The organism is Kitasatospora sp. NPDC028961, assembly GCF_055564815.1.
This window is the reverse complement of the sequence record NZ_JBVHVO010000006.1, coordinates 323,530-335,823: the sequence shown is the minus strand read 5'-3', so window position 1 is coordinate 335,823 and position 12,294 is coordinate 323,530. Positions and strand designations below refer to the sequence as shown.

The window sequence follows — 12,294 nt, the reverse complement described above, 5'->3', positions numbered from 1 at the left end:
TCTCTTATTACTCCTGGGGGGGGGGGTGTCTTCCCCCCCCCCCCCCCCCCCCCCCCCCCCCTCCCCTCTCCCCCCCCCCCCCCCCCCCCGGGCCCCGGCTGGAGATGGCGGGCGAGGCCAGGTGGTGGCCTGCGGCCCCCTGGCGGGGACACAGCAGGGCGTAGCCGGGACCGGGGCGGTGGCGGGCGCGGTGGCGGGGCGGGCCTGGCGGCCTGCGGCACCAGGGAGCGACGGCACACCCCTGGGTGTCTCCCCACCCTGGGTCACTCCCCACCCGGGTGCGCCCGGCACCGCGTGCTGGAGCGGGTGCCCCCGGGGAGCAGCGGCAAGCAGGGCGTCCTCCCCCGGGCCCCGGCAGCAACGGCAAGGCCCGGGCCGGAGCGGCCGGGAGGCGGACGGGGAGCAGCAGAGCGGCGGGGCGACGGGTGTGCGGCGGGACGGGGGCAGAGAGGAGCTGACTAGCGTGGGGACCGACCCGGCGGAGATCACCACCGGGCAGCCAGACGACGGCACCCCCCAACCCCTGTGGAGCCACACCTTGGACATCTGGACACCCACGCCACCGTGGATCCACACCACCACCCACCCCGGCACCTCATGGCCCCTGCCCCCGCAAGGAACCACCCACGTCGCATACCTGGACGGCGCACGGATGCGCACCGGCCAGGGCGTCTTCGAAGAAACCTCCCGGACGCTCACCCTGCCCGCCTACTTCGGATGGAACTGGAACGCCCTCTCGGAATGCCTCAGGGACCTGCACTGGATCCCCGCACAGCATTACCTGATCGTCGTCACCAACTCCACGCAACTCCTGGCCGACGAACCGGATGAACACCCCACACTCCTAAAAATTCTGGAAAGAGCAGCCGCCAACCACAGCAACAACATCGGCAAACCACCGACCGCCTTCAACACCCTCCTCGGATAAATCAGAGACAGGAACCTGAGAAGTCCGATCGGCGGAACGCCGATACGTTCCGGAGATCACCGGAGTACGTCCGGCAGTCGGAATGACCGGCGTCGGAACTGGTGCCACCGGCCGCTGCTGCACGCCGCGAATCCCGGAACAGCCGAAGAACACCGCAGACGGGCGCAGCACCGTCCCATCTGGCAGCACGTGAACGGAATTCACGAACGACGCGGGCGCTGGAATTCGGGACCGGTTTCCGGAACCCGTACGACCCCCGGACAGGGCAGGGCAGGGCAGCCGCACGGGTGCAGGGGCGCAGCCGGACACCACCACCCGGCCCTCCAACCCCTCCTGGTCCCCCGCACGGGCGGCCTGCGGCCGCGCGTGGAGTGCCGGCCTGACGGCCGCACCCGGGGAGGGCCGGGGGCCGTGGCGCGGCGGCCCGGCAGCGCCCCGTGGCGGCGCAACACGAGGTGCAACACGCCCGCCCCTCCCCCGCCCCCAGCCGAATAGTGCCTGGTCAGACCCGCAACACGGCCCCGTTGCACCCCCACGCGATACGGCGTCGCACCCCCGCGTTGCACCCCCGCGTTGCAGTCCGCCACCCCGGCCGCCGAGCACCACCACCAGGACGAGAGCGCCGAGAAAGCCGGCCTTCCCGGCAGCCACCGCCAGAACCACGACCAGAACGACACCGCCCAGAGCGCCCTTGCGGACCGGCAACGGCCGACATGGGCGACGGCGGGCGCGAGGCCGTGTCCCAACCCTGTCCAGGCCCGGGCCGAAAACGCCCCCACCAGGGGATACGGCCTGAGACCGTCCCAGCGAAACGGACATAACCGGCGGGCTGAGACACCGGTAGGACAGGGCTGGGACAACCCCCACCCACGCCGCCCCAGGCCAGGCCAGGCCAGGCCAGGCCTGGGCGGCGCGGCGGCACCCGGTTGCGTCCCGGCGGGCTTCGGCGGCGTTCGGCGGGCCCCGCGGCAGCACCCCGGCCGGAGCCGAGGACCAGGGCGCCGGGGCCGGGGACCGGGGACCGGGGGGTCGGGGCCCGGCGGGTCGGGGACCGGGGGGTCGGAGGTCGGCCGTTCCCGGCCGGGGAGCAGCCGGGCCGGACCCGGGCGCCCGCGGCCCCCTGCCGCGAGGGCATGTCGCCGGCCGCCCACCCACGGGGATCCGGGCCCGGCGCCCACGTCACCCGGCGCGACAGCACCCCCCACGCGACAGGGCACCCGACAGGGGCGGGCGGGTCTCTCCCCGGCCCGGTCAGACCGCCGAGAGCCGCACCGTCCCATCCGGCAGCGGCTCGTACAGGACGTCCCTGATCGCCCCGACGGCGGACCGGCAACAGCCCCGCGCCGGGCCTGCAGGGGCCGGCGGCCGGGAGCAGCGGGCACCCACCACCCGGCACACGGCGACCAGGACGACCAGGACGGCCAGGCGCGGCGGACCGGAGCCAGGGCGAACAGGCGCAGCGGACCGGAGCCAGGGAGAAACAGGCGGCGCCGGCAGCTCCTGGCGGTCCCGGTCCGCCACCCCGGGGAGCGGCCGACCAGCAGCCGACCCGGCCGCCCCCGCGACGGCCCCCAGGACGGCGGCGAACCAGGCGAGACCGCGAACCGAAGACGGCGGCCACCCACCCGGCCCCGCAGCCACCCGGAACCCGCACCCGGCCCGGTGCCGGGCACCGCCGCGTTCCGCAGCGACGGGCGAGGCCCACGAACCGCGCCGACGGCCACCCCCACCACCCCGGAACACGGAGCGCGCACCGCTCCCCCGCCGAAATCCACCGGCGAACCCGCACCGCGAATTCACGACCCGCCGAAACAACCCCGACCGGCAGCAATCCCGCCGAATCGAAAGGACAATCCACGAAGGAGAATCCACGGCGGAAACCGGCGGCATTCCCGACGGGCCGTCAATTCACGGAAACACCCCGCACAGGCCCCGGCACCCGAACCGCCCACCGGACCCCGGCCGGCCCGCACGACCGGCCACCGACCGTCACCCAACCCGACCGGCCCCCAGTGATCCGGACCGCCGGACCGAGCCCGGCGCACCAACCCGGATTGGTCTACCAAAACGCGCTCCGGGCGCTCGAAACCGTGCGAGGTCACAGACCCGAACCCGGGCCCGGACAACCAAGAACCCGACGGAGCCGAGCAGCCCCGCGCCAGGGCCAGGCGGGACGGGCCAGGAACGGACCCGGCCCACCGGACCGGGCAAGGCCCCCGCGGCCGAAGCCGCGCAGGGCAGGCAGGGCCGGGCAAGGCGGGCAGGCAGGGCGGGCAGGGACAGGGACCGACCGGACCGGGCCAGGCAGGGCAGGGCCAGGCAAGGCAGGGTTCCATAACAATCAACCCGTCACGAAACCCCCTCCAGCACCCCGACAGGACAGCAGCCAGAGCCGGGCAAGGCGGGCGGGCCCGGCCGGGCGGACGGGCGACCGGGCAGGACGGCAGGGCGGCGGCGGCGTAGCGGCCGGTGGGCGGCCTCGGCGGCCTGCGCCGCCTGGCGGGCGACCCAAGGGGCCGAACCACCCACACGGGCAGCCCCGCACCGGGCCCACCAGACACCGCACCCGCACCAGACACCCCCACCACCCCAACAGCGGGGCGGCTTGTGGTCGCCCTCCGGTTCCGTCACGGTGTGACAGTGACGGAACCGACGGCCCCAGTGTGTGCCGGCCCCCGCTGCGGGCGGCGACTTCCCGACGCGGCCCGCACAGGGCGGCCCGGCCTCTACTGCGGACAGGCGTGCCGCCAGGCCGCCCTGCGCCGACGCCGCCGCGCCGAACAGGCCCCCCAACTACGGGAGGAGGCCCAGAAGCTACTGGAGGGCATCAACCCGGAACTGGCCGCCGACACGCTGGAGCAACTGGCGGCGATGGACGGTGAGCAGCTCGCCCTGGTCGTCAGGCACGCCCGGGCCGTGGCCGGGCACCAGGCGGCCCTCCGTGGGGCGCTCGGCGTACTGGGCCCCCGACCTGTCGCAGGCGGTGAGGCGCCCCGCTCCCAGCCCGCGCCCGGCCGGACGGGGCCCCGTCCAGGTCCCGGCCAGCAGCTCGTGCCCGCCGGCCTCCTCGGCCTCTTCCTCGAGCCCCGCACCCGCCCCGCAGAAGCCGGCCGCCCTCCTGGGGCGTGACAGGATCAGAGTGCTCCGCCCGCACACCGTTGCCCGCTGGCGGAGCTCCGACTTGGTCGGCCGCCACCTGCTCGCACCAGGCTCCGGCGGCCGGCCGGGCCCACGAGAGCAGGCCCCGGACTTCGCGTCCGGGGCCTGCTGTCGTGGGCCCGCCTCGGCCTGGCGAAGGGTCAGAGGCGCGAGCGCCGTACGACGGGCCGGGCGGGCGGGACGGGTCAGACGTCGAACGCCTTCACCCGGACCAGCGCGGTCGCGTCGTCCTCGTACGTGACGTCCAGCTCCACGAACATCGCCTGCCCCTGCGGGCGCGTCCCGTCCATCTCCTGGGAGTTGACGAAGCGCAGCACCGGTCCGTACGTCTCCACCGGCCGCACGCGGGGGAAGGCCGCGGTCAGGCGGTCGGCGAGGTCGGCCCGGGGCATCCGGAACTCGGCCGTGTAGCCACGGTCCATCAACGAGTTGGTGTCCGTGCAGCTCGCCCCGGTGGCCTGTGCGGGCATCGAGGCGCCCGCGAACTCCATGACCTCCGAGCAGCCGGCCCGTTTCGGGCTGCCGTCCACGGCGGCGAACGTGGACACGAGGAGGGCCAGGTAGACCACGGGCGACAGGACGAAGCCGACTCCGAGGGCAATGACGGACCACTTGAACCACCTGCGCCGCGCGGGAACGCGTTCGGCCTGCATGAAGAATCCCCTCGGGTGTCCTGATGCGCGGTAACGACGTCACCCCGTCGCTACATTGAACACGTTCAACTCGCCGGAATCGGTTCCCGCCCCCCAGCCCGAAACAGACGGCCTTGCCGATCCCGCCCGCCCGCGGAGGCGGTGCCGGCCCCGATCAGTCCAGGTCGGCGCTGGCGAGGGTGATCGCGAGCGAGATGTGGGCGACGGCGCCCAGGCAGCGTTCCGCGGCCGTGCTCGGGTCGCGCGTGGTCCGCACGCCCTGGAGCGCCAGCAGCCCGACCAGCACCGCCTCGTCCATCGCCGCGTCGAGGACCTCCTCCACACCGACCTCACCGGAGGCCGCCAGCCGGCGCACCAGGTCGACGGCCTGCCGGGGATCCTCGCGCCACCGCGCGACGACGTCGGAGCCGGCCTCCGTCAGCCTCATCGCCGCCCGCTGGTCCACGGTCGCCGCCGGCACGCCGGGCCGCAGCGGCCCTTCCACCGCTTCCGCCGCCACAGCCACGGCGCAGCGCGCGGTGTACGTCCGCTCGGCCTGTTCCCGTTCCCGCACGAGGGCGGCCGGCCACCGGGCGTCGTCCTCGGCGCGGGCCTCGTCCAGGAGAGGCGCGGCGGTGAGGCTGACCTGGACGCAGGGCAGGGTGGCCACCGCCACGGCATCCTGCTCCGGCGGGGCGGCGGCGATCGGGCGATACACCTCGCCCGCCGCCACGGCGCAGGCACCGATCAGCTCCGTCAGCGCGAGGATCAGCCGCGCGTGGCGGCGACGGCGGGCGGGCGGGCAGGGCCAAGCGGTCCAGTGTCATAGTCACACCCGCACGGTGCCGCACCGCGCCTGCCGGTGACTCCCGTTCCCGGAACATCACCCCGCTGGTCAGCGTCACTGGTAAGACGTGGTGGTCATCGCCGGAGCAGTACCGGGCCGCTCGCGTCGGTCCGGCCTGGCCGGAGACGGCGCCGACGTCTGGGTACAGGTGGGGGCCGGCCGCGTCGGCCCCCACACCACCCGGGGTCGTCCTGCTCGACTGCCGCGACGTCCTGCACCAGGCGGTCAGGTAGGTGGACGGCGTGAACCAGGTGTCGGCGCCGCAACGGCGGGCTCTCGCCCGGGCAGAGCGGTCATCCCCGACGGCGGCCTGCACTACGTGCAGGCCGGGCCGCCCCGGTGGCTGCACCGGGCGTTCGTCGAGGTCGACCGCGCCACCCATGGCCGGCGAGAAGCTCGCCGCCAAGCTGATCGGGTACGCCCGCTTCCACGAGCACCAGGCCTGAAGTCCCCACCCCACCTTGATGCCCCACCCCGGCGACCTGGCGGGGCATCAAGGTGTCCGGGCGGCCGTCATTAATGCTTTGAGCTGGACTTTCTGCCTGGCTTCCAAGGTTTTCGCGGCCAGCCGCAGGGGGCGTCTCCAAGATGTCCGGGACGCTCGCCAAGGTTTTCGGCGGAGCCTTCCAAGGTGGTGTGGCCGGGTGACGGGGCGACCATCAAGGAGGCGGACCGGGGCCCCGAGTGCGGGCATCAGGGTGAGCAGCGTGCGGAGGAGAAGCCCTCGCCGCCCGAACGCCTGACTCCGGCCCGCGTGCGACGCGGATTCCGAAACCTCCGCCCGAAGGCCGCCTGCCCGGCCGGCGCGCCGAAACCCAGCCGCCCCGGCCCAGGCCGACCTCCCGGTCGCAAAAACACCCGGCCCACCCCTCGGCACGACGTCTACACGGCCGGAAAGACCGGCCCCGCGAAGCCGTCAGCGAAGAAGAAACCTGAGCTCAGCAGCCCTCGCCCACGCCGCACTGGTTAAAGATCAAGCTAAGGGCTGTCCCGTAAAAGATCTCCGGGGGACCGCGGTGCGCTACCCCATGACTGCGCGAGCCGCGTCCAGAAACGCCAGCCGGTTGTCCTCCAGGTAGTCCCGCACGCTTTCACCGTCGGGCAAGCCTTCCCATACCGTCCGGTTGAGGTCGAGGAAGTACGCGCGGGCCGCGTCGTGCACCGGCAGCGGGAACTGAATGCGGATGAGCCGCTCCGCAACCCACAGCCTGTTCATGACGTCCCGGGTCGTGAGGAACCAGACGTCGGTGTCCTCCCACTCGGAGGGCCGACTAAAGGCGGAACGTTCGGCCTCGGCCCCCACCTCGACGAACCGCTCCAGCAGCGCCAGCCGTTCCCCGCGCCGGGCCTCCGACAAGGCGAGCAGCTGCCGTTGCTGTTCAGCGCGTTCCGCCGAGAGTTGAGTTCTGTGCTGGACGAGGTAGGACAACGAGCCGCCGAGGACAACGCCGCCCAGCGATATGAGTGACACCCAGACCTGACCTGACATGCCGGTCATCGTGCCATGCCGTCGATCTTTGAGACGATTTCACTGTGGCTGGTGTGATCACGGCGTCCAAGCCGTCCTGGATAGTCCCGTTCACCGGGCTGAGCCCGCGGCAGCTCGGAAAGCTGGTGACACTTCTGCGGCGCGAAGGTGCAGACGCGGTCCGCAAGGGACGGCCGTGGGGCCTGCCGTCGAAGAACCGGACACTGCTAGTCGCCGCGTACTGGCGCACGAACCTGACCATGCGCCAGCTCGTCCCGCTGTTCGGGGTGTCCTAGTCGGCGGCGGACCGGATCATCGACCACCTCGGGCCGATGCTTGCTCTCCAGCCCCGCAAGCGGTTCGCCAAGGGCACCGTGCTCATCGTGGACGGCACCCTGGTCCCCACCCGCGACCACTCCGTGGCCGAGCAGTCCAAGAACTACCGGTACTCCACCAACCACCAGGTCGTCATCGACGCCGACACACGCCTGGTCGTCGTCGTGGGCCGGCCGCTCGCCGGAACCGCAACGACTGCAAGGCATGGGAGGAGTCCGGCGCCAAGGCCGCCGTCGGCAAGACACAACAATCGCCGACGGCGGCTACCCGGGCACCGGGCTCGTCATGCCCCACCGCCGACGCAAGGGCGAAGACCTGCCCGACTGGAAACAGCAACACAACAAATCCCACCGCGTGCGGTGCGGCCGGTACCCAGGGGCCGCCGGCAGGTCAGTACCAGCCCAGGACGTCAATGGTCATGCCCTTGTTCACCAACGGCTTCTCATCGTGGTCGAGAAGGTGTTCGAAGAGGAACTTCGGCTCGGCGGTGCTGGCTGCTTCCTTGAGGAACCAGCCCGACCCGTTCTTGATGAGGGTCCTCTTGCCGTCCGGGGCGGTCGCCTCGCTCTTGGGCCCGGGGGATGCGGCCTGTCGCTTCTCGACCTGGCCGGACGCGGCGATGTCCCAGGCCAACCCGTGGTCCTGGGAGAATGTGCCCGTCTCAAGGGTCGTCTCTTCCTTCAAATCATCCGGGCTCTTCGGGTCGGCGGAGTACACCTTGTCGTTGTTGGCCAGGAAGTACACCCGCTTCCCGTCCGGGCCGAAGCGGGGTTGCGTGTAGCCGAGCTTGCCGCCCGAGTACGTCGGCTTGCCGCCGATGCTCACTGGCGTGTCCCCGTAGTTCCCGTTCGGGCCCGCGCCGCTCGTGTACTCCCCGAAGAACAGGTCGCCGCCCTTCGTCGTCCACACGACGGAGTGCCAGTCCGGCGAGAAGGCATGCCGCCTCCACACGCTCGGCACCGCGTACTGGGGCAGGAAGGCTCCCGCCTTGGTCCTGCCGGTCGTCTCGTCAAAGACCACGAGCTCGGTGAGGTTTCCGGCCACCAACGCGACCAGGCCCTTCATCTCCAGACTCCTCTGATCCGTCTTCGCCGACGGAGCCTGACCGGATGCCGCCCGCCCTCCCGTGTCAGCCGGCGCCTGCCCGCCCCCACCGTCCCCGCCGCACGCGACCGCACCCGCGAGGAGGACGGCGGCAACGGGCACCGCCCACACAGGCCAACGGCGCCGCCGTCGGCCTCTGCTCTCAGTGGAAACATATGTGGTCACCGGGACTTCCGACATGCGCAGCATCCCCTTCATCGCACGGCCGACTATCAAGTCGACCATGCGCAGGCCGCGTTGGGGAGACTCCCGGCCGTTCTCGTCCAGGGCTGCATTCATTTCGGCCAGCGTGATCCCAAATCGTCACCGGCCTGCGCTATTCGCCGGGCCGTCCTCGACCACGCGGGCGGGTGAGTCCTCAATCGAGCTGGTGGTCCGGGTCGACATCCCTGGCGGAACCGGCGCCGCCGTCCCAGCTGAACTGGCCGATGTGCGCGCCGCGCTCGGCGCGCACCGCCCTTCGTGCGGCAGACAGCGGGCCACCTGGGACGCCGTCCTCCGGCGATGGGATCAGGCCGGACGAGCGGCTGTCACTGCAAGGCACAGCGGGGCCGGTACGCGTGGTCCGTTCCTTCCCAGCGCATCACCGAAGCGCTCCAACCGTGCGAAACGGGGTGGGACGGTTCCTGAGAGTGTCACCCCGTTCCCCGGGCGGCGGGGTCAGGCGGTTGGCTGGGCCTCGGGGTCGCGGGTGCACAGGTGGGCGGTGGGGCAGGCCGGGCAGCCGCGGACGTCCACCAGGTCGGCGACCGCGTCGAAGAGCTCCTGGGCCCGCTCGACGGAGCCGACGCCCTCGAACGTCGCGTACTCCTCGGCGGTACCGACAGTGCCCTCCGACAGGTGGGAGCGCAGGTAGGCGAGCGCGGCGAAGTTCTCGGCGCCCAGGGTCCGCGGGTCGCCGGGGATGCACGCCTTGGGGACCAGGCCGCTGGCGATGTCGCCGAACACCCACGGGTCGCCGGGCTTGGCAGGCTTGCCAACGACCACGCGCAGCACGACGTCGTCCTCGCTGTCGGGTTCGACCAGCAGCATGCCGGTGGCGTGGAGCTCGTGCACCACGTTGCGCACGTCCGGCACCTCGACCCCGCCGCCGAGCATGCCCGCCAGCTCGCCGGCGGGTAGGTTCCCGACGCCGCCGTCCAGGCGGCGCAGCCGCAGGGCCCCGCCGTCGAGGACCACGTCCAGCCACACGGCCTGCACCGGGATCTTCGGCCCGTAGATCGGGCGCAGCCGGACCAGGCGGCGCATCAGGTTGAGGGCCTGCACGGAGAGGCCGGGTTCGGTGGCGGCCCGCTCGGGGTCGAGGTCGGCGGCCGGAGTCATCCACCGGTCGTAGCCGGGCGGCTGGAGCTGCTGGAGGGTGTACTCGACGGCTCCGCGCTCCCGGCGTGGCTGCCCGGCTTGTTGCGTCCCACGGTGGTGTCCTCCCAGCTCAGCGTGCGGTGATCGGGCCATTGAACACCCCGCCCGGTATTGCGTGTGCCCGGTCAAGGGTGATGGTGGAGCGGATTCGCTGACAGCGCGAAGACCGCCGTGGGAGGGTCGGCGATGTCCTGAAACTCCGTCAGTGAAGAGGTGGCCCGGTGGACGCGTCGATGTGAATCGCGCTGGTCGACACGATGAAGGAGGCCGCCGCGACCGGCGCGGCCGAGGGGATCGCGCGGCGGCCGGTGATCATGCCGCTGGTGCGCGGCGAGTTGGTCGGCCTGGTGTGGGTGCGCCCGCTGCACGTCGGCGAGGACGCGCTGGCGGGGATCTCGGAGCTGTCGAACATCGCGGCCGCGGCCGGGGCGGACGAGGTCGTCCTGGCATGGGCGACCCACGACGTGGCCACCGCCTGCAACCTTCCGATCGTCGGCCCGGCGCCGTGCCTGAACATGGTGTGGGCCAATGCGGAGGGGCACGTGCTCCACCAGTTCCCCTACACCGAGCACCTGCTCAGCCGCGACGCGCGGGGCCGGGCCTCGGTGGAACTGGGGTGGCAGACGCCGCCGGCGCCGCAGTCGGGCGGCGAGCTGGTCCCGCCCGTCCAGGCCGCCGTGGACTTCTCCTTCACCCCGCTCCAGCTCAACCACCCCGACCCGTTCGCCGCGACCGCGGCCTACATGGAGTCCGAGGGCTACAGCGTGCGCCTGACCGAGACGTTCGCCCGCTGACCGGCAATCCCGGTCAGATTTGCCGGTCCGGGTCGGAGAAGGTCAGGCCTCCGGCCGCGAGCGGACGCCGGACCGGGGCGGGTACGGCTGCGGTCTCGCCGGGCGGCTGACGGAAGTCGGCGCCCTGCTCGACCGGCAGCAGCCGACGCTCAGAACGGCCCTGTACCGGTTTCCCTGATCCCCACCGCCGCGCTCCCTGCGCCGGTCCCGCCTGCCAGCGCCCGTACCCAGCGTGCGCTAGAGCAGGAACCGGCGACGCCGAAGCAGCCCAGGAGACAGGAGGTCCGGGCTGGTGCGGCTCGTCGCATCGCTGGACGGAGGGCCCGACTCGGCCATCATCCGCGGGCCCCACCACTTCCGCACGCAGGTCTCGACGGCGCTGCACCCGACGTCTCGAAGCATCATCCGTGACCACCTTTCACTCGGGGCCTCATCCGTACCGGAACGACCATGGCCGGTTTCCCGGTCGCGGGGCAGACGGCGCGGGGGTCGATCCCTACGCTGGGCGTCCATGTCGATCACCGCATCGGCGACGGGGCGTGCGCGCCTCCTCGCAGTCCTGACACTCCTCACACTCCTCCTCACCCTGATGGGTACAGGCGGGCAGGCCTTCGCCGCCGACCCCGCGCAGCCGCACTTCACGGCGACCGTTGACGACACCACCCTGACGGCCGGCCAGATCGGCACACTGAGTGTGACGTTCACCAACCGCCAGGACCAGCCGGTGACCTTCCTCTACGCGACGGTCAACGCCCTCGACGTGAACGCTTCGTGGCTCACGGTCCGGCACGAGTTCGTGGGCTGCGCGGGCGGCGCCGGCTGGTGCAGTGCCGTACCCGACAGCGCAAGCTACAACCTGACCTACCCGCAGGTGCCGATCCTGCCGGGCGAGAGCCGTACCGTGGCCTTCGGCTACCGCTTCACCCCTGACTCGGACTGCACCACCAGCGCCCAGCTCGGCTTCTCGGTGCAGTACTTCTACTACGAGTACGGCACGAGCACCTACCAGTCCTACCAGGACCTGACCCCGCCTACCATCATCACCCTGGTCTGCCCGACCCCGGCGTAACACCTCGGACTACCGTCCGGAAGCGGACGGCAGCGGTCCCGAGGCCCTCCAGGACATCGGACTCCGCCATGACCGCGACCTCTCCCGCACCCTTGCCGTCCTGGCCGCCCAACGGCCAGGACGGCGACCGTGCGAGCAACGGCCGGACGACGACACGGCCGGGAGCGACGACGACCGAGCAGAGACTGGCCGGCGAGCACCGCAGCGAGCAGGACCGGCAGTTCCTGCCGGGACAGCACCAGCCCGGCCGGCCGGTCCCCGTGCTCGGACGGTTTGCCAGCAGACCACGGTCTCGTCGGCGTCGGCCGGGCGCACCACGTCCAGGGCGGGGACAGCACGCAGCCCGAGGCCCAACCCCTGCCGCTGAAGATGATCGAGCAGCTCCGCGACGAACGGGGACGACGCCGTGACGGGCCGCCGGACGGTATCGCCGAGCCTGACGACCCCAGGGGTGATACGCCCGCCCGCCAGCGGCACTTCGCTCTCCATGACCCCATGCTGCCCGGCCCCGGCCCCGGCCCCAGCCCCAGCTACCCCGCACCGTCACCAGGGAAAACAGTCTGGGACAGTGCCAGGACGGACGGGTAGGACACGG

At 72.4% G+C, this 12,294-nt stretch carries 8 protein-coding genes and 2 pseudogenes; 5 read left to right on the top strand and 5 right to left on the bottom strand.

Features of this window, described 5'->3' with window-relative positions:
• The first annotated feature begins 463 nt into the window (after window positions 1-463).
• Complete coding sequence (locus ACZ4UX_RS15330) at window positions 464-928, top strand: barstar family protein (protein WP_465706975.1); 465 nt, start codon at window positions 464-466, stop codon at window positions 926-928.
• 3,344 nt (window positions 929-4,272) lie between these two features.
• On the opposite strand, the gene ACZ4UX_RS15325 is transcribed toward ACZ4UX_RS15330, so the two are convergent.
• Window positions 4,273-4,740 (bottom strand): hypothetical protein, encoded by a 468-nt coding sequence (locus tag ACZ4UX_RS15325; RefSeq protein WP_465706974.1) that lies wholly within the window; start codon window positions 4,738-4,740, stop codon window positions 4,273-4,275.
• A gap of 154 nt (window positions 4,741-4,894) precedes the next feature.
• Entirely contained in the window at window positions 4,895-5,437 is a 543-nt protein-coding gene (locus ACZ4UX_RS15320; protein ID WP_465706973.1) for a hypothetical protein, read from the bottom strand.
• 832 nt (window positions 5,438-6,269) lie between these two features.
• Between ACZ4UX_RS15320 and ACZ4UX_RS15315 the strand changes: the two are divergent.
• Window positions 6,270-6,536, top strand: a pseudogene (locus ACZ4UX_RS15315) (NF041680 family putative transposase); the annotation flags it as partial.
• 51 nt (window positions 6,537-6,587) lie between these two features.
• Here the strand turns inward: ACZ4UX_RS15315 and ACZ4UX_RS15310 are convergent.
• Entirely contained in the window at window positions 6,588-7,064 is a 477-nt protein-coding gene (locus tag ACZ4UX_RS15310; RefSeq protein WP_465609303.1) for a hypothetical protein, read from the bottom strand.
• 35 nt (window positions 7,065-7,099) lie between these two features.
• On the opposite strand from ACZ4UX_RS15310, the pseudogene ACZ4UX_RS15305 reads away from it, so the two are divergent.
• Window positions 7,100-7,724, top strand: a pseudogene (locus tag ACZ4UX_RS15305) (transposase family protein); the annotation flags it as partial.
• Between the two features lie 36 nt (window positions 7,725-7,760).
• On the opposite strand, the gene ACZ4UX_RS15300 reads toward ACZ4UX_RS15305, so the two are convergent.
• Window positions 7,761-8,435, bottom strand: coding sequence for a hypothetical protein (locus tag ACZ4UX_RS15300; protein WP_465707022.1), 675 nt, complete (start codon window positions 8,433-8,435; stop codon window positions 7,761-7,763).
• A 699-nt stretch (window positions 8,436-9,134) separates the two neighbouring features.
• Window positions 9,135-9,797: a hypothetical protein gene (locus ACZ4UX_RS15295; RefSeq protein WP_465706972.1), complete on the bottom strand. Its 663-nt coding sequence runs from the start codon at window positions 9,795-9,797 to the stop codon at window positions 9,135-9,137.
• Between the two features lie 296 nt (window positions 9,798-10,093).
• On the opposite strand from ACZ4UX_RS15295, the gene ACZ4UX_RS15290 reads away from it, so the two are divergent.
• A complete protein-coding gene (locus ACZ4UX_RS15290) occupies window positions 10,094-10,630 on the top strand; it encodes a hypothetical protein (protein ID WP_465706971.1) in 537 nt (178 codons plus the stop codon).
• Between the two features lie 589 nt (window positions 10,631-11,219).
• The gene (locus tag ACZ4UX_RS15285; protein ID WP_465706970.1) at window positions 11,220-11,699 is read left to right on the top strand and encodes a hypothetical protein; all 480 of its coding nucleotides are present in this window, start codon (window positions 11,220-11,222) and stop codon (window positions 11,697-11,699) included.
• Window positions 11,700-12,294 lie beyond the last annotated feature (595 nt).

Coding starts and splice junctions, on each gene's coding strand:
- ACZ4UX_RS15325 (WP_465706974.1), bottom strand. CDS start 4,740: ATGCAGGCCGAACGCGTTCCCGCGCGGCGCAGGTGGTTCAAGTGGTCC.
- ACZ4UX_RS15310 (WP_465609303.1), bottom strand. CDS start 7,064: ATGACCGGCATGTCAGGTCAGGTCTGGGTGTCACTCATATCGCTGGGC.
- ACZ4UX_RS15300 (WP_465707022.1), bottom strand. CDS start 8,435: ATGAAGGGCCTGGTCGCGTTGGTGGCCGGAAACCTCACCGAGCTCGTG.
- ACZ4UX_RS15295 (WP_465706972.1), bottom strand. CDS start 9,797: ATGACTCCGGCCGCCGACCTCGACCCCGAGCGGGCCGCCACCGAACCC.
- ACZ4UX_RS15290 (WP_465706971.1), top strand. CDS start 10,094: ATGAAGGAGGCCGCCGCGACCGGCGCGGCCGAGGGGATCGCGCGGCGG.
- ACZ4UX_RS15285 (WP_465706970.1), top strand. CDS start 11,220: ATGGGTACAGGCGGGCAGGCCTTCGCCGCCGACCCCGCGCAGCCGCAC.